This window comes from Ancylobacter novellus DSM 506, from assembly GCF_000092925.1.
GTDB classification, from domain to species: Bacteria; Pseudomonadota; Alphaproteobacteria; order Rhizobiales; family Xanthobacteraceae; genus Ancylobacter; species Ancylobacter novellus.
Genome location: NC_014217.1, coordinates 1,937,167 through 1,956,307, shown reverse-complemented (window position 1 = coordinate 1,956,307; position 19,141 = coordinate 1,937,167). Strand labels below are relative to the sequence as shown.

Here is a 19,141-nt window from a genome sequence, read left to right as displayed (position 1 = left end):
TTCAGTTCGATCCGCCCTTGGCGACACGGTCGAAAGCCTGGAGCTTGGCCACCAGATCCTCGAACTGATTGAGCGGCACCATGTTCGGGCCGTCGGAGGGCGCCTTGTCGGGATCGGGATGGGTCTCGATGAACACGCCGGCGACGCCGACCGCCACCGCCGCCCGCGCCAGCACCGGCACGAATTCGCGCTGGCCGCCGGAGGAGGTGCCCTGGCCGCCCGGCTGCTGCACCGAATGCGTCGCGTCGAAGATCACCGGCGCGCCCGTCGTCTCCGCCATGATCGGCAGCGCGCGCATGTCGGTGACCAGCGTGTTGTAGCCGAAGGAGACGCCGCGCTCGGTCACCAGCACGTTGGCATTGCCGCTCTCGGTCAGCTTGGCGACGACGTTCTTCATGTCCCACGGCGCGAGGAACTGGCCCTTCTTCACGTTCACCGTGCGCCCCGTCGCGGCGGCGGCGATGAGAAGGTCGGTCTGCCGGCACAGGAAGGCGGGGATCTGGAGAACGTCCACCACCTCGGCGACCGGCGCGCACTGCTCGTGCTCGTGCACGTCGGTCAGCACCGGCATGCCGTACTTCTCGCGGATCTCGGCGAAGACGGGCAGGGCCGCCTTCAGCCCCATGCCGCGCTGGCCCTTGATCGAGGTGCGGTTGGCCTTGTCGAAGGAGGTCTTGAACACCACGCCGGCGCCGCGCCGCTGGGCGATCTCCTTGATCGCGGCGGCGCATTCGAGCGCGTGCTCGCGGCTCTCCATCTGGCAGGGGCCGGCGATCAGCGCCAGCGGCAGGTGATTGCCGAAGCTGACCTGCGCGGAGTTTGCCTCGCCAATGGTGACGATCGGGTTGGCGCTGACGCTCATGGAAATTCCTTAGGTGGCATGCGCGGCGTCAGAGCACGCCGGCGCGCAATATGTCGTGGATGTGCAGGATGCCGACCGGCGCGTCCTCGGCGACCGCGAAGACGACGGTGACGGGGCGGCGGTTCATCAGGCCGAGCGCGGCGCTCGCCAGATCCTCCGGCCGCACCACCAGCGGCGAGCGCGTCATCACCGCCTCGGCGGGCTGCGCCAGCAGGTCGGCGCTCATGTGCCGGCGCAGGTCGCCATCGGTGACGATGCCCGCCAGCCGGCCGGAATCGTCGAGCACGCCGCAGCAGCCGAAGCGCTTGCCGGTGATCTCGATCAGCACGTCACTCATCGGCGTGCCGAACCGTACCAGCGGCATCTCCGTGCCCTGGTGCATGAGGTCGGCGACCTTGAGGAGGCGCGCGCCGAGCTTGCCGCCGGGATGGAAAACGCGAAAATCGGAGGCGGAGAAACCGCGCCGCTCCAGCAGCAGCACCGCCAGCGCATCGCCGAGCGCGAGCTGCAGCAGGGTCGAGGTGGTCGGCGCGAGGCCGTTCGGGCAGGCCTCCTCGGCGCGCGGCAACACCATGCCGACGTCGGCGGCGCGCCCGAGCGTGCTCTCGGCGTTCGAGGTCATGGCCAGCAGCGGCACGGCGAAGCGGCGGGCGTAATGCACGACGTCGCTAAGCTCGGCCGTCTCGCCGGACCAGGAGATGGCGAGCAGCACGTCGTCCGGCGTCACCATGCCGAGGTCGCCATGGCTCGCCTCGGCGGCATGCAGGAACAGGGCAGGTGTGCCGGTGGAGGCGAGGGTGGCGGCGATCTTGCGGCCGATATGGCCGCTCTTGCCCATGCCGGTGACGATGACGCGCCCGCGCGCGCCCTCGATCAGCAGGGTGGCGCGCTCGATAGCGTCGCCGAGGTCGCCGTCGATCAGCGCGCCCAGCGCGGCGAGGCCCTCGGCCTCGATGGACAGCGTGCGGCGCACGCTTTCGCGCAGCGGATCGTCCCGGCGGGTGGTGCCGGCGGCGGGGGATTTCTGGGACTGGGCAATGCCCAAGGCCGTACTCCGTGTTCGTCGGCGCCCCGGCCCCGTGAAGGTGCCGGCGCGCCGGTCAGGGCCACGCCCGTGCGTGAATAAGCGCCAATCGGCCGCGATGCAATGGAAGCCGCCCGCGCGCCCGGGAACCGCGGTGGACGGCGCACGTTCTCACCTCACGCGATATGGCGGCGGGGCGAGGCAATAGACATGGACATGTGGCGGGGCACGGCGGGCCAGACGGTGGAGCGGGTGGCGGACGAGCCGAGGTCGGCCCGCATCGATCCGGCCGAGCACCGCAGCGACCGGCAGTGGCAGCGCGTCACCCAGATCGCCATCATCGCCACCGCCGTCATCGCCCTCGCCGCCGCCATGTTCGTCGCTCGCGCGGTGCTGATACCGATCGTCGCGGCGGTCATCATCGGCAGCGTCATCGGCCCCGCCATCGAGGGGCTGGCGAAGCGCGGCGTGCCTACCGCGCTCGCCTCGCTATTGATCGTGGCGGGCCTCATCGCCGGGCTCTACGGCGCGGCCGTGGCGCTGGCGGGGCCGGTGGCCGACTGGATGGGCCGGGCGCCGGAAGTCGGCGCCATCCTGCAGGAGCGCTTCGCCGCCCTCAAGCCGAGCCTGCAGACCGTCATCTCGCTGATCGAATCGATCCAGTCCATTGGCCGCGTCGCCGAGCCGCCCATGGCGGTGGAGATCGCCAATTCGCGCATGCTGGAGAGCATGGTGACGCTGGTGACCCCGGTGATCGGCGAGTTCATCCTGTTCATCGGCTCGCTGCTGTTCTTCCTGGCGGGGCGGGTGCAGATCAAGCGGCGCGTGGTGCAGGTGATGGGGCCGCGCTCGGCGCGGCTGACGGCGCTGCGCGTGTTCCGCGAGATCGAGGACCGTCTCGGCGCCTATCTCGTCACCGCGACCTTCATCAATATCGGCCTCGGCCTCGCCACCGCGCTGATGACCTGGGCTCTCGGCCTGCCCAACCCGCCGCTCTGGGGCGCGGCGGCCGGCGTGCTGAACTATGTTCCCTATGTCGGGCCGGCGGTGATGACGCTGATCCTGGCGGTCGCCGGCATCGTCACCTTTCCCGGAATCCTCGAGGCAATGCTGCCGGCGGCGTTCTTCCTGATGATCACCAGCATAGAGGGCCAGTTCCTCACCCCGCTCATCATCGGCCGGCGGGTGGCGCTCAATCCTTTCGCGGTCTTCCTGTCCATGGCGTTCTGGACCTGGCTGTGGGGACCGGCGGGCACCTTCCTCTCCGTGCCGCTGCTGATCGCGGCGATGGCGCTTGCCGACGCGCTGCTCATCAAGCGGCGTCCACAGCTCCCTGGCTGAGGTCGGGCCCTGGTGAGTTATGCCTTGGCGAGTTAAGCCTTGGAAAGCCGGCTGGACATGCTTGACACCCGGCGGGGGCTGCCTTAACACCCGCCGCACTCGACGCGCGGCCCGCTGCGGCCCGTCGTTGGGGGTGTAGCTCAGTTGGTTAGAGCGCCGGCCTGTCACGCCGGAGGTCGCGGGTTCGAGCCCCGTCACTCCCGCCATTCATCGCAATGACTTGCGTCGACTTCTACAAAATCCGCGACACTTTTCCGGCCGGCGCCGTGACACTTTTGGCTGCCGTTTGTTCTCTCGTGTGCCGAGCACGGTCGGGACAAAACCTGCAGCGATCCCCGCTAGCCGAACCATCGCAGGACCGGCGCGAGAACCCGCCAGGCGGTGCTCCCCTTGATTTGGGCAAGCTCGCCGTTTGCTCGCGCCAACTCGCCTTCCGCCCGAGCCCGTGCGGTATCCATCTCGATGACCCGCTGATCGAGTGCGTCGATAGCGGCTCTGATCTCTGCCACCTCGGAGCCGGCAGATGCAAGAGCCGCCTTGCTTCGCTCCAGCCGTTCAGCCAGCTCCGCGTTTGCCAACATGTCCCATGTGGCTCCGCTCTCCTTCTCCACGGCCATCGGATCGGCGAGCGCGATGTCGTGGATGTTCGCCGCCATCGTCTGGTCGGCGATACGTCCCTTGCGCTGCAGCGGCGGGCCGCCGGCCTTGCGGAACACCGCGATGAAATCGGCCCATCCCTCGGCCGCGGGGGCGGCGACGAAGGATTCCACCAGCTCGACCTCCATGCCGCGCCGCGTGGCCCACAGGGCCAGGGCGTGGCCGGCGTCGGGATAGAAGCGCCAGCAGTCGACCGGATAGCGGTGGAATGCGTGGTTGCCGGGTGCGTTGACGTAGAGCAGACCGCCCGGCTTCAGCACCCGGACCAGCTCCAGGAAGGTCTCCCAGAAGCACACGTCGTGCTCGAAGGCCGAGCTCGTGACCGCGACGTCGACGCTGCCCGCCTCAATCGGCAAAGGCTCCCCGGCGCCGACCACGAGATCGACGCCCTTTCCCGGCTCCATATCGATCCCGACATAGGTCGCTCCCGCCGGGCAATGGTCGCGGAGCGTGCCGTTCACATCCTGGCTGCCCAGCTCGATGATCTGCGAAAACTCCGGCCGCCAATATAGTTCGAAGAACTGGCGTCCATGCTCATAGGCAGTTCGATGCATCATCCCTCCAGGGGCGAGGTGCAAGACCAAGGATGGTTCCGTGCGGCACGGCAACGGCAGGCGATCCTGCCGCATCGGCGACCGTCATCCAACCGTCGATGGACCCTGCGAGCGGGACTGGTGTGATTGTAGTGCGTGGTCCGTGGCACGGCCAGCAAATGCCGCGCGATCGCCGGGCCGGTCGGGGAGTGATGCTTCAGCACATCGAGTCCGGCGCCGCGACGCGTCTGCCGCTTCACCTGACATCCCGATCTTTTGTTCGCGCCGGCCGCCTGCGCCATCTCGCGGCCCTGCCTGATCTGGCGTAGTTTCGCGCCGTCAACGGGGCCGCGGCCCCTCTGCGATGGCGAGGCGATCATGCGAACGGCTCTGTTGTCCCTCCCACTTGTGCTGGCGGCCATGCCCGCCCTGGCGCAGGACATGCCGAATTCCCTCGACATGACCTGCGCTGCCGCCAGCGCGCTGGTGCAGGAGCGCGGGCAGGTGGTGATGGCCACCGGAAGCGACTTCCAGCGCCTGGTCTCCGGCCCCGGCTATTGCGACGCGGAGCACAGCGCCACGCCGCGTTGGATTCGCACGGCCGACCAGAGCCAGTGCCTCGTCGGCTACTACTGCCGCGATCGCATGGACGACAGCCGCTGAGGCTCGCCCGACGTTGGCGGGTTGAACCTCCCTCGCTCCCGATCGTTGTCGGAAGAGAAGGAGGCGCCGATGCTGCACCATTCCGCCATGCCGCCGGACGACCTGCTGGAGCGCCGGGCCGTCCGCTTCCGCTTCCGGGGCGATCACGACCTCGTCGATTGCCTGGTGAGCTGGGACGCGCTCGACCGGCTGGAGAATCGCCCCGCCGCCGACCGCGCCGAGCGGCTCGCCCGCTTCGAGCAGTACCGCTCCCGCATCGAGGCGGCAGCGCTGCGCAAGCTCGGCGCGGGGCAGGGACCCGTGGCGCTCGATGCCGAGGACGTCCTCAAGACGCCGGACGCCTAGTGGCGTACCGCCGCACCGGGCCGGGTTCTTGCAAGCGGAGGTAATATGATCCGCTCGCGCAGGGGCGTCCGGCTGCCCCGTGCGGTCGTTTTCGTCGATGCCGGGGGCGCCAAAAAATATGCGCCAAATACCGCCAATTGCCTCTATTTCGGGTCGCGCCGGGGCTCCGTGCTCCCGAAAGGGCAGGGCTCGCTTGCACTCTGTGAATTCTGTATGCCAGACATGCCTGAATGGCTTCAGATGCCCTTGCCTCGGCTAGGGTGGTGCGATAAGCCTGCCCGCGTGCTTTGAATATTTCGCAACTGCGATAGCACGATCGATGACGTATGCTGGCACGGGAGGATCCCATCCATGAGCAGCCTGCTGCAGGATTATCTGCCCGTCGTCATTTTTATCGGCATCTCGGCGGTGATCGGCCTGGCTCTCCTCGTCGCGCCGTTCCTGGTCGCCTTCAGCCGGCCCGATCCGGAGAAGATGTCGGCCTATGAATGCGGCTTCAATGCGTTCGACGACGCGCGCATGAAGTTCGACGTCCGCTTCTACCTGGTCTCCATCCTCTTCATCATTTTCGATCTCGAAGTCGCATTCCTGTTTCCGTGGGCGATTACCTTCCGGGAGCTCGGCGGCTTCGGCTTCTGGTCGATGATGGTGTTCCTCGCCGTGCTGACCGTCGGCTTCGTCTATGAGTGGAAGAAGGGAGCGCTCGAATGGGATTGAGCGCGAATAGCCCGCTGGTTGCCCCCGCGGCCCGCGGCATCATCGATCCGAACACCGGCAAGCCGGTCGGTACCACCGATCCGTTCTTCGTCGAGGTGAATGCCGAGCTGGCCGACAAGGGCTTCCTCGTCACCGCGACCGACGAGCTCATCAACTGGGCCCGCACCGGCTCGCTGATGTGGATGACCTTCGGCCTCGCCTGCTGCGCGGTCGAGATGATGCAGACCTCGATGCCGCGCTACGACGTGGAGCGCTTCGGCTTCGCGCCGCGCGCGTCGCCGCGCCAGTCTGACGTCATGATCGTCGCCGGCACGCTGACCAACAAGATGGCCCCGGCCCTGCGCAAGGTCTACGACCAGATGCCGGAGCCGCGTTACGTCATCTCCATGGGCAGCTGCGCCAATGGCGGCGGCTACTACCACTATTCCTATTCGGTCGTGCGCGGCTGCGACCGCATCGTGCCGGTCGACATCTACATTCCCGGCTGCCCGCCCACGGCGGAGGCCCTGCTGTACGGCGTGCTGCTGCTGCAGAAGAAAATCCGCCGCACCGGCACGATCGAGCGCTGAGGGTTCGAAGCGAAATGGACGAGACGCTGACTGAGCTGGGCGCGCATGTGAAGGAAGCCCTGCCGGATGTCGTCGAGGAGGTGGTGGTCGCCTATGGCGAGCTCACTTTGATCGCCGACGCCGCGAAGGTGACCGGCCTGCTCACCTTCCTGCGCGACGACCCGTCCTGCAAGTTCGTCAGCTTCATCGACGTCTGCGGCGTCGACTGGCCGAAGCGCGAGAAGCGCTTCGACGTCGTCTACCACCTGCTGTCGCCGACGCTGAACGCGCGCATCCGCGTGAAGGTCGAGACCGACGAGACCACGCCGGTCGCTTCCGCCACCGCGGTCTTCCCGGGCGCCTTCTGGTTCGAACGCGAGGCGTTCGACATGTACGGCATCATGTTCTCGGGCCATCCCGAGCTGCGCCGGATCCTGACCGACTACGGCTTCGACGGCTATCCGCTGCGCAAGGACTTCCCGACCACGGGCTTCGTCGAGGTGCGCTACGACGACGAGCGCAAGCGCGTGGTCTACGAGCCGGTGAAGCTCGCGCAGGAGTTCCGCAACTTCGACTTCCTGTCGCCGTGGGAGGGGCCGGAATACGTGCTCCCGGGCGACGAGAAGGCCACCGGCCCGAAGGCGGGCTGAGGCGAGGACGAGAAGATGAACATCCCCGCCAAGGTCGATCCCAACGTCCGCAACTTCCAGATCAACTTCGGCCCGCAACACCCTGCGGCGCATGGCGTTTTGCGTCTGATCCTCGAGCTCGACGGCGAAATCGTCGAGCGCGTCGATCCGCATATCGGCTTGCTCCACCGCGGCACCGAGAAGCTGATCGAGGCCAAGACCTATCTCCAGGCCGTGCCCTATTTCGACCGGCTCGACTATGTCGCGCCGATGAACCAGGAGCACGCCTTCTGCCTCGGCATCGAGCGCCTGCTCGACATCGAGGTGCCCAAGCGCGGCCAGCTCATCCGCGTGCTCTATTCCGAGATCGGCCGCATCCTCTCCCACATGCTCAACGTGACCACGCAGGCGCTCGACGTCGGCGCGCTCACGCCGCCGCTGTGGGGCTTCGAGGAACGTGAGAAGCTCATGGTGTTCTATGAGCGCGCCTCCGGCTCGCGCATGCACGCCGCGTATTTCCGGCCGGGCGGCGTCCACCAGGACCTGCCGCGCGCGCTGATCGAGGACATCGCCGCCTGGTGCGACACTTTCGGGCCGTTCATGGACGACCTCGAAGGCCTGCTCACCGACAACCGCATCTTCAAGCAGCGCAATGTCGACATCGGCATCGTTTCGCTCGAAGACGCCTTCGCCTGGGGCTTCTCCGGCGTGATGGTGCGCGGCTCGGGCGCGGCGTGGGACCTGCGCAAGTCGCAGCCCTACGAGTGCTATGACGAGCTCGAATTCGACATCCCGATCGGCAAGAACTGCGACAATTACGATCGGTACTGCATCCGCATGGAGGAGATGCGGCAGTCGGCGAAGATCATGCGCCAGTGCTGCGACCGCCTCCTGAAGGAATCCGGTCCCGTCTCGGCCGTCGACAACAAGATCGTGCCGCCCAAGCGCGGCGAGATGAAGCGCTCGATGGAAGCGCTCATCCACCACTTCAAGCTCTATACGGAAGGCTTCCACGTTCCCGCCGGCGAGGTCTACGCCGCGGTGGAAGCGCCCAAGGGCGAGTTCGGCGTCTATCTCGTCGCCGACGGCACCAACAAACCCTATCGCTGCAAGATCCGCGCACCGGGCTTCGCGCATCTTCAGGCGATGGATTTCCTTTGCCGCGGCTACATGCTCGCGGACGTCTCGGCGATCCTCGGATCGCTGGACATCGTGTTCGGAGAAGTGGACCGCTGAGCCGGGAGGCCGGCGGTTCGATCGGAAGGGTACGGCATGTCTGTCCGTAGGCTTGCGCCAAGAGAGGTTCAGCCCGAGAACTTTGCGTTCACGGACGAGAACCTCGACTGGGCGCAGAAGACCATCGCGAAATATCCGGCGGGCCGGCAGGCCAGCGCGGTGATCCCGTTGCTCATGCGTGCGCAGGAGCAGGCGGGCGGCTGGGTGTCCGAGCCGGCGATGCGCTATGTCGGCGACATGCTCGGCATGGCGCCCATCCGCGTCTACGAGATCGCGACCTTCTACACGCAGTTCCAGCTGAACCCGGTCGGCAAGAAGGCGCACATCCAGGTATGCGGCACCACGCCCTGCATGCTGCGCGGCGCCGGCGAGCTGATGGACGTGTGCAAGCACCGCATCCACGAGGAGCAGTTCCACCTGTCGGAGAACGGCGACTTCTCCTGGGAAGAGGTGGAATGCGCCGGCACCTGCGTGAACGCGCCGATGATCCAGGTGTGGAAGGACGTCTACGAGGACCTCACGCCTGCGGACCTCGAGCGGATTCTCGACGCTTTCGAGCGTGGCGAGAAGCCGGATGCCGGCCCGCAGATCGCGCGCCATAGTTCCGAGCCGGTCACGGGCCTTCGCGTGCTGACCTCGCCGGAACTGTTCGACGGCTCGATGGTCGGGCAGGGCGCCGGCCTCGCGTTGGCCCGCGAGGCGATCGCCGCCCGCGCCAATGCCGAGGCGACCCCAGCCGCCCCGCCGCCGGCGGCTGCCGCTGCGGCTCCGCCGCCTCCGCCCAAGAGCGACCCGGCTCCCGCCGCGCCGCCGCCGGCCAAGGCCGTGGAAGCGGCCGGCAATGCCGACAGCGAGAAGCCCGCGAAGCCGGTCGCGCCGCCTCCGGGTGGCGAGAAGAAGGCGGATTGAGGAGCGAACCATGCTTGCCGACAAGGATCGCATCTTCACCAACATCTACGGCCACCACGACTGGGGGCTGGACGGCGCGCGCAAGCGCGGCTCGTGGGACGGCACCAAGCTGCTGCTCGACGCCGGCCGCGACTTCATCATCGAGCACATGAAGGCCTCGGGCCTGCGCGGGCGCGGCGGCGCCGGCTTCCCGACCGGCCTCAAGTGGTCGTTCATGCCCAAGAACAATGACGGGCGCCCGCACTACCTCGTCGTCAACGCCGACGAATCCGAGCCGGGCACCTGCAAGGATCGCGAGATCCTGCGCCACGACCCGCACCATCTGGTCGAAGGCTGCCTAATCGCCGGCTTCGCCATGGGCGCACACGCCGCCTACATCTATGTGCGCGGCGAGTTCATCGTCGAGCGCGAGCACCTGCAAGCGGCGGTGGACCAGGCCTATGAGGCGGGCCTGATCGGCAAGAACAACGTCCATGGCTGGGACTTCGACATCTATGTCCACCACGGCGCCGGCGCCTATATCTGCGGCGAGGAGACCGCGCTGCTGGAGAGCCTGGAGGGCAAGAAGGGCCAGCCGCGCCTGAAGCCGCCTTTCCCGGCCAATGTCGGCCTCTATGGCTGCCCCACCACGGTCAACAACGTCGAATCCATCGCGGTGGCGCCGACCATCCTGCGCCGCGGGGCGGCGTGGTTCGCCGGCATCGGCCGCGCGAACAATGTCGGCACCAAGCTGTTCGGCATCTCCGGCCATGTGAACACGCCCTGCATCGTCGAAGAGGCGATGGGCATCCCGTTCAAGGAGCTGATCGAGAAGCATGGTGGCGGCGTGCGCGGCGGCTGGGATAACCTGCTCGCCATCATCCCCGGCGGCGCCTCCTGCCCGATCATCCCCGCCGACCAGTGCGACGACCTGATCATGGACTTCGACGGCTGCCGCGCCGTGAAGTCGAGCTTCGGCACAGCCGGCGTGCTGGTGATGGACAAGACCACGGATGTGGTCAAAGCCATCGCCCGCATCTCCTACTTCTTCCGGCACGAGAGCTGCGGCCAGTGCACCCCCTGCCGTGAGGGCACGGGCTGGATGTGGCGGGTGCTCGACCGCATGGTCGCCGGCCGCGCGCAGAAGCGCGAGATCGACCTGCTGCTTCAGGTCACGACGCAGGTCGAGGGTCACACCATCTGCGCCCTCGGCGACGCGGCGGCCTGGCCGGTGCAGGGCCTGATCCGGCACTTCCGCGGCGAGATCGAGCGGCGGATCGACCAATATGCGGCGAACCCGCATTCCGACCCCGTCCCGGTGCCTGTCGCGGCGGAGTGAGAGAACATCATGGCCAAGATCATCGTCGACGACATCGAGCTTGATGTTCCCGCGGAATACACGCTGCTGCAGGCCTGCGAGGCGGCCGGCGCGGAGATCCCGCGCTTCTGCTTCCACGAGCGCCTGTCGATCGCCGGCAATTGCCGCATGTGCCTGGTCGAGGTGAAGGGCGGTCCGCCCAAGCCGACCGCGAGCTGCGCCATGAACGTGCGCGACCTGCGCCCTGGCCCGAATGGCGAGCCGCCCGTGGTGCTCACCAAGAGCCCCATGGTGAAGAAGGCGCGCGAAGGGGTGATGGAGTTCCTGCTCATCAACCACCCGCTCGACTGCCCGATCTGCGACCAGGGCGGCGAGTGCGACCTGCAGGACCAGGCCATGGCCTATGGCGTGGACACGTCCCGCTATGCCGAGAACAAGCGCGCGGTCGAGGACAAGTATATCGGCCCGCTGATCAAGACCTCCATGACGCGGTGCATCCAGTGCACCCGCTGCGTGCGCTTCACCACCGAAGTCGCCGGCGTCGCCGAGCTCGGCGCCATCGGCCGCGGCGAGGACATGGAGATCACCACCTATCTCGAGGCGGCGCTCTCTTCCGAACTGCAGGGCAACGTCGCCGACCTCTGCCCGGTCGGCGCGCTCACCCAGCGCCCCTATGCCTACCACGCCCGCCCGTGGGAGCTGGTGAAGACCGAATCCGTCGACGTGATGGACGCGGTCGGCTCCAACATCCGCGTCGACACCCGCGGCCGCGAGGTCATGCGCGTCCTCCCGCGTCTCAACGAGGACGTGAACGAGGAGTGGATCTCCGACAAGGCCCGCTATATCTGGGACGGGCTGAAGACCCAGCGCCTCGACCGGCCCTATGTGCGCGTCGGCGGCAAGCTGAAGTCGGCGAGTTGGCCGGAGGCCTTCGCCGCCATCGCCGCCAAGGTGAAGGGCGTGCCGGGCAACCGCATCGGCGGGCTGATCGGCGACGTCGCCTCGGTCGAGGAAGCCTTCGCGCTCAAGACGCTGCTCGCCTCCCTCGGCTCGGCCAATATCGACTGCCGGCAGGACGGGGCGAAGCTCGACCCCTCGCTCGGCCGTGCGAGCTATTTGTTCAACAGCTCCATCGCCGGCATCGAGCAGGCGGACGCGCTGCTGATCATCGGCTCCAACCCGCGCCTGGAAGCGAGCGTGCTCAACGCCCGCATCCGCAAGCGCTGGCTGCAGGGTAATTTCCCGATCGGCCTGATCGGCGAGCATGTCGACCTGACCTACCCCTATGACTATCTCGGCGCCGGCTCGGACACGCTGGTCGACCTCGTCGGCAGCGGCACCTTCGCCGACACGCTGAAGAACGCCCAGCGCCCGCTGATCCTGATCGGGCAGGGCGCGCTCGCCCGCCCCGACGGCGCGGCGGTGCTGGCGCTCGCCACCCGCCTCGCGGTCTCCGTCGGTGCGGTCAAGGACGGCTGGAACGGCTTCTCGGTGCTGCACAACGCAGCCTCCCGCGTGGGCGCGCTCGACATCGGCGCGGTGCCGGGCGAGGGCGGCCTCGACGCGGTGGCCATGACCAATCCGGGCGGCGTCGACGTCCTCTTCGCGCTCGGCGCGGACGAGATCGACATCGCCCCCGGCGCCTTCGTGGTCTATCTCGGCACCCACGGCGACCGCGGCGCCCACCGCGCCGACGTCATCCTGCCGGGCGCGGCCTATACGGAGAAGTCCGGCACCTATGTGAACACGGAAGGCCGGGCGCAGCTCGCCAACCGCGCCGCCTTCCCGCCCGGGGAGGCCCGCGAGGACTGGGCGGTGCTGCGTGCGCTCTCCGACGTCATCGGCCACAAGTTGCCCTTCGACAGCCTCGGCGAGCTGCGCTCGAAGCTCTATGCCGCCCATCCGCACCTCGCCCGCCTCGACCATGTCGAGCCGGCCGACCCGGCGGCGCTGATCGCGCTGGCAGGCGCGGGCGGCGGCAATCCGGCGAGCGGGGCGTTCAAGGCCGCCGTCACCGATTTCTACCTCACCAACCCGATCGCCCGCGCCTCCGCCGTGATGGCCGAATGCTCCGCGCTCGCCCACAGCCGCCTCGCGGCGGCGGCCGAGTGAGGGGAGGGAGCACATGAACCAGACCTGGCTCGACACGCTTCTCCAAGTCGTCATCATCGCCGCGCAGAGCCTTGCCCTGCTCGTCGGGCTGCTGATCGTCGTCGCTTATGTGCTGCTCGCCGACCGCAAGATCTGGGCGGCGGTGCAACTGCGCCGCGGCCCGAACGTGGTCGGTCCTTTCGGCCTGTTCCAGTCCTTCGCCGATCTGCTCAAGTTCGTGCTGAAGGAGCCGGTGATCCCGGACGGCTCGAACAAGGGCGTGTTCCTGCTGGCGCCCTTCGTCACCTGCCTGCTGGCGCTCGCCGCCTGGGCGGTGGTGCCGCTCGATGCGGGCTGGGTCGTCGCCGACATCAATGTCGGCGTGCTCTACATCTTCGCCATCTCCTCGCTCGGCGTGTATGGCGTGATCATGGGCGGCTGGGCTTCGAACTCGAAGTACCCGTTCCTCTCGGCGCTGCGCGCGGCGGCGCAGATGGTGTCCTACGAGGTCTCCATCGGCTTCGTCATCGTCACCGTGCTGCTCTGCGCCGGCTCGCTGAACCTCTCCGCCATCGTCGAGGCGCAGGACTCCCAGTGGGGCCTGCTCGGCTGGTACTGGCTGCCGCTGTTCCCGATGTTCGTGATCTTCTTCGTCTCGGCGCTGGCCGAGACGAACCGCCCGCCCTTCGACCTGGGCGAGGCGGAATCCGAACTCGTCGCCGGCTTCATGGTGGAATACGGCTCGACGCCCTACATGATGTTCATGCTCGGCGAATACGTGGCGATCATGACCATGTGTGCGCTTACCACCATCCTGTTCCTCGGCGGCTGGCTGCCGCCGGTTCCGGTTGCGCCCTTCACCTGGGTGCCGGGCATCGTCTGGTTCCTGCTTAAGGTCCTGTTCGTCTTCTTCATGTTCGCCATGGTGAAGGCCATGGTTCCGCGCTACCGCTACGACCAGCTCATGCGTCTCGGCTGGAAGGTGTTCCTGCCGATCTCGCTGGCGATGGTGGTGATCGTGGCGAGTGTGCTGCACTTCACGGGAGTTGGAGGCTGAGATGGATCAGAGCCTCATCACCACCCTCGTCGAAGCCTCGGCCATCGGCTGGATCGGGGCGCTGGCCGGCGGCCTGTTCGGCCTCGTCGAGTGGTACATCCTGCCGGGAATGGTCGAGACGTCGATCCGCAGCTCGAAGGAAGGCCGCAAGCTTAGCGCCACCGAGCTCGATGGCGTGGTTTCGTGGTGGAAGACGGTGATCCGGGTGTTTGCCGTCTCGATGCCGCTGCTGGGCTTCGGCCTCGCCGCGGCCATGGCCGAGTGAGGAGAGCGACATGAGGTTGGATCTGGCCGCACGTCAGCTGCTGCTCACCGAGTTCGTCTCGGCGTTCTTCCTGGCGATGCGCTACTTCTTCAAGCCGAAGGCGACGCTGAACTACCCCTTCGAGAAGGGGCCGGTGAGCCCGCGCTTCCGCGGCGAGCACGCGCTGCGCCGCTACCCGAACGGGGAAGAGCGCTGCATCGCCTGCAAGCTCTGCGAGGCCATCTGCCCGGCGCAGGCCATCACCATCGAGGCCGGCCCGCGCCGCAACGACGGCACCCGCCGCACCACGCGTTACGACATCGACATGGTGAAGTGCATCTACTGCGGCTTCTGCCAGGAAGCCTGCCCGGTGGACGCCATCGTCGAGGGGCCGAACTTCGAGTTCGCCACCGAGACGCGCGAGGAGCTCTATTACGACAAGGCCAAGCTGCTCGCGAACGGCGACCGCTGGGAACGCGAGATCGCGCGCAACATGGCGCTGGACGCGCCGTACCGTTGAGCGCGCTGGGGGTTGGGGACGTGACGAAGATGAATGCCGCAAAGGCACCCGGCGCCGTGCGCCTGGGCGAGACTGAGGGGTGCCGGGCATGAGCCTCGCCGCGCTGTTCTTCTATTTGTTCGCCGGCGTCGCCGTGGCGTCGGCCTTCATGGTCATCGCCTCGCGCAACCCGGTCCACTCGGTCCTGTTCCTGATCCTGACCTTCGTGAACGCCTCGGGCCTGTTCATCCTGATCGGCGCCGAGTACCTCGCCATGCTGCTGGTCGTCGTCTATGTCGGTGCGGTGGCGGTGCTGTTCCTGTTCGTGGTGATGATGCTCGACGTCGACTTCGTCGAGCTGCGCCAGGGCTTCCTGCAGTACCTGCCGGTGGGCGTGCTGGTCGGCCTCGTCTTCCTCGCCGAGCTTGTGCTGGTGCTAGGCACCTGGACCTTCGGCGAGGGCGTCACCGGGGCCGTCGCCTCGGCCGCGCCGGGCGCGTCGAACGCGGTGCAGATCGGCCGGGTGCTCTACACCGACTACGTCTTCTTCTTCCAGGCGGCCGGCCTCATCCTGCTGGTCGCCATGATCGGCGCCATCGTGCTGACGCTCCGCCACAAGGAGAACGTCAAGCGCCAGAGCGTCCCGGTCCAGAACGCGCGCACCAAGGCGATGGCGATCGACGTCGTCAAGGTGCCGTCCGGCAAGGGGCTCTGAGCATGGTGATCGGTCTTCCGCACTACCTGACCGTCGCGGCGATCCTGTTCACGCTCGGCACGCTCGGCATCTTCCTCAATCGGAAGAACGTGATCGTCATCCTGATGTCGGTCGAGCTCATCCTGCTGGCGGTGAACATCAACCTCGTCGCCTTCTCGGTCTTCCTCGGCAACATCGTCGGCCAGGTCTTCGCCCTGTTCGTGCTGACGGCCGCCGCCGCCGAGGCCGCCATCGGCCTCGCCATCCTCGTGGTGTTCTACCGCAACCGCGGTTCGATCGCCGTCGAGGACATCAACACGATGAAGGGCTGAGCGCGCTCCCATGTATCAGGCGATCGTCTTCCTCCCTCTCGTCGGCTTCCTCGTCGCCGGCCTGTTCGGCCGGCTGATCGGCGCGCGGGCCTCCGAGCTCGTCACCACCGGCCTGCTCTTCGTCTCCGCCTTCTTCTCCTGGATCGTCTTCTTCCAGACGGCGTTCGGCGGGCAGGAAGGCACGATTGAGCTGTTCACCTGGATGGCCTCGGGCGACCTCGACGTCACCTGGGCGATCCGCGTCGACACGCTGACCGCGGTGATGCTGGTGCTCGTCACCACCGTCTCCTCGCTCGTGCACCTCTATTCCATGGGGTACATGCACGAGGACCCGAGCCGGCCGCGCTTCTTCGCGTATCTCTCGCTCTTCACCTTCGCCATGCTGATGTTGGTGACCAGCGACAATCTGGTCCAGCTGTTCTTCGGCTGGGAGGGCGTGGGCCTCGCCTCCTATCTGCTGATCGGCTTCTGGTACGACAAGCCGTCGGCCTGCGCCGCGGCGATCAAGGCCTTCGTGGTCAACCGCGTCGGCGATTTCGGCTTCGCGCTCGGCATCTTCGCCGTGTTCCTGATGACCGGCTCGGTCGCCTTCGAGCAGGTCTTCGCCACGGCGCCCTCGCTGATGGACAAGAACATCCTGTTCCTCGGCCATGAGTGGCACGCGCCGACCGTCATCTGCCTGCTGCTGTTCGTCGGCGCCATGGGCAAGTCGGCCCAGCTCGGCCTGCACACCTGGCTGCCGGACGCGATGGAAGGCCCGACCCCGGTCTCCGCGCTCATCCATGCCGCGACCATGGTGACCGCCGGCGTGTTCATGGTGGCGCGCCTGTCGCCGCTGTTCGAGCTGTCGCAGACCGCGCTCAACGTGGTGATGTTCGTCGGCGCCTCGACCGCGATCTTCGCCGCCACCGTCGGCTGCGTGCAGAACGACATCAAGCGCGTCATTGCCTACTCGACCTGCTCGCAGCTCGGCTACATGTTCGTGGCATTGGGCGCCGGCGCCTATTCGGTCGGCATCTTCCACCTGTTCACGCACGGCTTCTTCAAGGCGCTGCTGTTCCTTGCCGCCGGCTCGGTGATCCACGCGATGCACCATGAGCAGGACATGCGGCACATGGGCGGGCTGTGGCGGAAGATCCCCTTCACCTACGCCACCATGCTGATCGGCGGCCTGGCGCTCACCGGCTTCCCCTTCACCGCCGGCTATTTCTCCAAGGACGCGATCATCGAGAGCGCGTTCATGAGCCATAGCCCGGTGTCGAGCTATGCCTTCATCATGACGGTGGCCGCCGCGGCGCTGACCTCGTTCTACACCTGGCGGCAGATGTTCATGACCTTCCATGGCCATCCGCACGACCACCATCACTACGAGCATGCGCATGAATCGCCGCTCACCATGCTGGTGCCGCTCGGCGTGCTGGCCATCGGCGCCGTCTTCGCCGGCATGATCTTCTACCCGTACTTCGTCGGGCACGACGTCGACCACTTCTTCCGCGAGTCCATCTTCATGGGCACGGAGAACAAGATCCTCGAGGAGATCCACCACATCCCGGCTTGGGCCAAGTGGTCGCCGACGGTGATGATGGTGCTCGGCTTCCTGGTCGCCTACTGGATGTACATCGCCGACACCGCGGTGCCGAAGGCGCTCGCGAAGCAGAACGATGTGCTGTACCGCTTCCTGCTCAACAAGTGGTACTTCGACGAGATCTACGACTTCCTGTTCGTGCGCCCGGCCATGTGGCTCGGCACCTTCCTGTGGAAGCAGGGCGACATGCGCGTCATCGACGGCTACGGCCCGAACGGCGTCTCCGCCCGCGTCATCGACGTCACCAACCGGGTGGTGCGGCTGCAGACCGGCTATCTCTACCACTATGCGTTCGTGATGCTGGTGGGCGTCGCGGCCCTCATCACCTGGTTCATGTTCGGGGGCGCGCACTGATGTACGACTGGCCCATCCTTTCCGTCGTCACCTTCCTGCCGCTCGTCGGCGCGCTGCTCATCGTCCTGATGATCCGCGGCGACGACGAGGTCGCGCAGCGCAACGCCCGCTGGGTGGCGCTGTGGGCGACGCTCGTCACCTTCGTTATCTCGCTGCTGCTGCTGGCCGGCTTCGACATGGCCGGCACCGAGTTCCAGTTCGTCGAGCACCGGGCCTGGCTCGGCGACTTCGCCGCCTACCGCATGGGCGTCGACGGCATCTCGCTGCCCTTCCTGCTGCTCACCACGCTCCTGATGCCGATGTGCATCCTGGCGAGCTGGGAATCGATCCATGTGCGCGTCAAGGAGTACATGATCTGCTTCCTGGTGCTCGAGACGCTGATGATCGGCACCTTCGCGTCTCTGGACCTGCTGCAGTTCTACATCTTCTTCGAAGGCGGCCTGATCCCGATGTTCCTCATCATCGGCATCTGGGGCGGCAAGCGGCGCATCTACGCCACCTTCAAGTTCTTCCTCTACACGCTCGCCGGCTCGGTGCTGATGATGCTCGCCATCATGGCCATGTACTGGCAGGCGGGCACGACCGACATCGCGGTGCTGCTCAAGCACGGCTTCCCGTCCCGCATGCAGTACTGGCTGTGGATCGCCTTCTTCGCCTCCTTCGCGGTGAAGATGCCGATGTGGCCGGTGCACACCTGGCTGCCCGACGCCCATGTCGAGGCGCCGACCGCCGGCTCGGTCATCCTGGCGGGCATCCTGCTGAAGATGGGCGGCTACGGCTTCCTGCGCTTCAGCCTGCCCATGTTCCCGGAGGCGTCGGCCTATTTCGCGCCCTTCGTCTTCACGCTCTCGGTGATCGCGATCGTCTACACCTCGCTGGTCGCCCTGATGCAGGAGGACATCAAGAAGCTGATCGCCTACTCCTCGATCGCTCATATGGGCTACGTGACTATGGGCATCTTCACCCTGACCCAAGAGGGTATCCAGGGCGCGGTGTTCCAGATGGTCAGCCACGGCTTCGTGTCGGGCGCGCTGTTCCTGTGCGTCGGCGTGATCTATGACCGCATGCACACCCGCGAGATCGCGGCCTATGGCGGCATCGTCCACCGCATGCCGCTCTACGCAACGGTGTTCATGGTGTTCACCATGGCCAATGTCGGCCTGCCGGGCACCTCGGGCTTCATCGGCGAGTTCCTGACCCTGCTGGCCACCTTCGGCCGCAACACCTGGGTCGCCTTCTTCGCCACCACCGGCGTCATCCTCTCCGCCGCCTATGCGCTCTGGCTCTACCGCCGGGTGATCTTCGGGGCGCTGGAGAAGGAGAGCCTGAAGGGGCTGACCGACCTCAGCGGGCGCGAGATGCTCTCGCTCGTGCCGTTGCTGCTGCTCACTATCCTCTTCGGCGTCTGGCCGCAGCCGATCCTCGACGCCTGCAACGTGGCGGTGGGCGCGATCGTCGCGCGCGCCGACGTCGCCGCCGGCGCCGTCAAGGCCGCCGCGCTGATGCTGCCATGATCCGACACAT

At 67.0% G+C, this 19,141-nt stretch carries 20 protein-coding genes and 1 tRNA gene; 18 read left to right on the top strand and 3 right to left on the bottom strand.

The annotated features are described in order from the left end of the window. Position 1: 1 nt before the first annotated feature. Together kdsA and SNOV_RS09355 are read right to left on the bottom strand one after the other, a co-directional pair. Positions 2-862 carry a 3-deoxy-8-phosphooctulonate synthase gene (gene kdsA / locus SNOV_RS09360; protein ID WP_013166678.1) on the bottom strand — a complete coding sequence of 287 codons (861 nt, stop codon included), beginning with the start codon at positions 860-862 and terminating at the stop codon, positions 2-4. A gap of 28 nt (positions 863-890) precedes the next feature. Beyond that, a complete protein-coding gene (locus tag SNOV_RS09355; protein ID WP_013166677.1) occupies positions 891-1,907 on the bottom strand; it encodes a KpsF/GutQ family sugar-phosphate isomerase in 1,017 nt (338 codons plus the stop codon). A 189-nt stretch (positions 1,908-2,096) separates the two neighbouring features. On the opposite strand from SNOV_RS09355, the gene SNOV_RS09350 reads away from it, so the two are divergent. Then, positions 2,097-3,227: an AI-2E family transporter gene (locus SNOV_RS09350; RefSeq protein WP_013166676.1), complete on the top strand. Its 1,131-nt coding sequence runs from the start codon at positions 2,097-2,099 to the stop codon at positions 3,225-3,227. Between the two features lie 129 nt (positions 3,228-3,356). Then, a tRNA-Asp gene (locus tag SNOV_RS09345) sits at positions 3,357-3,433 on the top strand. Between the two features lie 132 nt (positions 3,434-3,565). On the opposite strand, the gene SNOV_RS22565 is transcribed toward SNOV_RS09345, so the two are convergent. Beyond that, complete coding sequence (locus SNOV_RS22565; protein ID WP_210160648.1) at positions 3,566-4,441, bottom strand: methyltransferase domain-containing protein; 876 nt, start codon at positions 4,439-4,441, stop codon at positions 3,566-3,568. Positions 4,442-4,810: 369 nt separating this feature from the next. On the opposite strand from SNOV_RS22565, the gene SNOV_RS09335 reads away from it, so the two are divergent. The 16 genes from SNOV_RS09335 (at position 4,811) to SNOV_RS09260 (ending at position 19,131) form a co-directional block, all read left to right on the top strand. Continuing rightward, positions 4,811-5,080: a hypothetical protein gene (locus SNOV_RS09335; protein WP_244412913.1), complete on the top strand. Its 270-nt coding sequence runs from the start codon at positions 4,811-4,813 to the stop codon at positions 5,078-5,080. 69 nt (positions 5,081-5,149) lie between these two features. Next, a complete protein-coding gene (locus SNOV_RS09330) occupies positions 5,150-5,425 on the top strand; it encodes a DUF1488 family protein (RefSeq protein WP_013166673.1) in 276 nt (91 codons plus the stop codon). A 351-nt stretch (positions 5,426-5,776) separates the two neighbouring features. Continuing rightward, on the top strand, positions 5,777-6,142 hold the full coding sequence (locus tag SNOV_RS09325; RefSeq protein WP_013166671.1) for an NADH-quinone oxidoreductase subunit A: 366 nt from the start codon (positions 5,777-5,779) through the stop codon (positions 6,140-6,142). Further along, complete coding sequence (locus tag SNOV_RS09320) at positions 6,133-6,711, top strand: NuoB/complex I 20 kDa subunit family protein (protein WP_013166670.1); 579 nt, start codon at positions 6,133-6,135, stop codon at positions 6,709-6,711. Before SNOV_RS09325 ends, SNOV_RS09320 begins: the two co-directional genes overlap by 10 nt. A gap of 14 nt (positions 6,712-6,725) precedes the next feature. After that, a complete protein-coding gene (locus SNOV_RS09315; RefSeq protein WP_013166669.1) occupies positions 6,726-7,340 on the top strand; it encodes an NADH-quinone oxidoreductase subunit C in 615 nt (204 codons plus the stop codon). A 15-nt stretch (positions 7,341-7,355) separates the two neighbouring features. Then, complete coding sequence (locus SNOV_RS09310) at positions 7,356-8,555, top strand: NADH-quinone oxidoreductase subunit D (RefSeq protein ID WP_013166668.1); 1,200 nt, start codon at positions 7,356-7,358, stop codon at positions 8,553-8,555. Positions 8,556-8,591: 36 nt separating this feature from the next. Continuing rightward, positions 8,592-9,464: an NADH-quinone oxidoreductase subunit NuoE gene (gene nuoE, locus SNOV_RS09305; RefSeq protein ID WP_013166667.1), complete on the top strand. Its 873-nt coding sequence runs from the start codon at positions 8,592-8,594 to the stop codon at positions 9,462-9,464. Between the two features lie 10 nt (positions 9,465-9,474). Continuing rightward, complete coding sequence (gene nuoF / locus SNOV_RS09300; RefSeq protein WP_013166666.1) at positions 9,475-10,782, top strand: NADH-quinone oxidoreductase subunit NuoF; 1,308 nt, start codon at positions 9,475-9,477, stop codon at positions 10,780-10,782. Positions 10,783-10,791: 9 nt separating this feature from the next. Then, entirely contained in the window at positions 10,792-12,873 is a 2,082-nt protein-coding gene (gene nuoG, locus SNOV_RS09295) for an NADH-quinone oxidoreductase subunit NuoG (RefSeq protein WP_013166665.1), read from the top strand. A gap of 13 nt (positions 12,874-12,886) precedes the next feature. Further along, complete coding sequence (gene nuoH / locus SNOV_RS09290) at positions 12,887-13,909, top strand: NADH-quinone oxidoreductase subunit NuoH (RefSeq protein ID WP_013166664.1); 1,023 nt, start codon at positions 12,887-12,889, stop codon at positions 13,907-13,909. A 1-nt stretch (position 13,910) separates the two neighbouring features. Then, entirely contained in the window at positions 13,911-14,174 is a 264-nt protein-coding gene (locus SNOV_RS09285; RefSeq protein ID WP_013166663.1) for a hypothetical protein, read from the top strand. Between the two features lie 10 nt (positions 14,175-14,184). After that, a complete protein-coding gene (gene nuoI, locus SNOV_RS09280) occupies positions 14,185-14,673 on the top strand; it encodes an NADH-quinone oxidoreductase subunit NuoI (protein WP_013166662.1) in 489 nt (162 codons plus the stop codon). Positions 14,674-14,761: 88 nt separating this feature from the next. After that, the gene (locus SNOV_RS09275) at positions 14,762-15,367 is read left to right on the top strand and encodes an NADH-quinone oxidoreductase subunit J (RefSeq protein ID WP_013166661.1); all 606 of its coding nucleotides are present in this window, start codon (positions 14,762-14,764) and stop codon (positions 15,365-15,367) included. Between the two features lie 2 nt (positions 15,368-15,369). After that, complete coding sequence (gene nuoK / locus SNOV_RS09270) at positions 15,370-15,678, top strand: NADH-quinone oxidoreductase subunit NuoK (RefSeq protein ID WP_013166660.1); 309 nt, start codon at positions 15,370-15,372, stop codon at positions 15,676-15,678. A gap of 10 nt (positions 15,679-15,688) precedes the next feature. Beyond that, positions 15,689-17,617 (top strand): NADH-quinone oxidoreductase subunit L, encoded by a 1,929-nt coding sequence (nuoL, locus tag SNOV_RS09265; RefSeq protein ID WP_013166659.1) that lies wholly within the window; start codon positions 15,689-15,691, stop codon positions 17,615-17,617. Then, positions 17,617-19,131, top strand: coding sequence for an NADH-quinone oxidoreductase subunit M (locus tag SNOV_RS09260; protein ID WP_013166658.1), 1,515 nt, complete (start codon positions 17,617-17,619; stop codon positions 19,129-19,131). Before nuoL ends, SNOV_RS09260 begins: the two co-directional genes overlap by 1 nt. Positions 19,132-19,141 lie beyond the last annotated feature (10 nt).

Bases quoted from the DNA above. Each gene is read 5' to 3' on its own strand.
- kdsA (WP_013166678.1), bottom strand. From the start codon at position 862: ATGAGCGTCAGCGCCAACCCGATCGTCACCATTGGCGAGGCAAACTCC.
- SNOV_RS09350 (WP_013166676.1), top strand. From the start codon at position 2,097: ATGGACATGTGGCGGGGCACGGCGGGCCAGACGGTGGAGCGGGTGGCG.
- SNOV_RS22565 (WP_210160648.1), bottom strand. From the start codon at position 4,441: ATGATGCATCGAACTGCCTATGAGCATGGACGCCAGTTCTTCGAACTA.
- SNOV_RS09330 (WP_013166673.1), top strand. From the start codon at position 5,150: ATGCTGCACCATTCCGCCATGCCGCCGGACGACCTGCTGGAGCGCCGG.
- SNOV_RS09325 (WP_013166671.1), top strand. From the start codon at position 5,777: ATGAGCAGCCTGCTGCAGGATTATCTGCCCGTCGTCATTTTTATCGGC.
- SNOV_RS09320 (WP_013166670.1), top strand. From the start codon at position 6,133: ATGGGATTGAGCGCGAATAGCCCGCTGGTTGCCCCCGCGGCCCGCGGC.
- SNOV_RS09315 (WP_013166669.1), top strand. From the start codon at position 6,726: ATGGACGAGACGCTGACTGAGCTGGGCGCGCATGTGAAGGAAGCCCTG.
- SNOV_RS09310 (WP_013166668.1), top strand. From the start codon at position 7,356: ATGAACATCCCCGCCAAGGTCGATCCCAACGTCCGCAACTTCCAGATC.
- nuoE (WP_013166667.1), top strand. From the start codon at position 8,592: ATGTCTGTCCGTAGGCTTGCGCCAAGAGAGGTTCAGCCCGAGAACTTT.
- nuoF (WP_013166666.1), top strand. From the start codon at position 9,475: ATGCTTGCCGACAAGGATCGCATCTTCACCAACATCTACGGCCACCAC.
- nuoG (WP_013166665.1), top strand. From the start codon at position 10,792: ATGGCCAAGATCATCGTCGACGACATCGAGCTTGATGTTCCCGCGGAA.
- nuoH (WP_013166664.1), top strand. From the start codon at position 12,887: ATGAACCAGACCTGGCTCGACACGCTTCTCCAAGTCGTCATCATCGCC.
- SNOV_RS09285 (WP_013166663.1), top strand. From the start codon at position 13,911: ATGGATCAGAGCCTCATCACCACCCTCGTCGAAGCCTCGGCCATCGGC.
- nuoI (WP_013166662.1), top strand. From the start codon at position 14,185: ATGAGGTTGGATCTGGCCGCACGTCAGCTGCTGCTCACCGAGTTCGTC.
- SNOV_RS09275 (WP_013166661.1), top strand. From the start codon at position 14,762: ATGAGCCTCGCCGCGCTGTTCTTCTATTTGTTCGCCGGCGTCGCCGTG.
- nuoK (WP_013166660.1), top strand. From the start codon at position 15,370: ATGGTGATCGGTCTTCCGCACTACCTGACCGTCGCGGCGATCCTGTTC.
- nuoL (WP_013166659.1), top strand. From the start codon at position 15,689: ATGTATCAGGCGATCGTCTTCCTCCCTCTCGTCGGCTTCCTCGTCGCC.
- SNOV_RS09260 (WP_013166658.1), top strand. From the start codon at position 17,617: ATGTACGACTGGCCCATCCTTTCCGTCGTCACCTTCCTGCCGCTCGTC.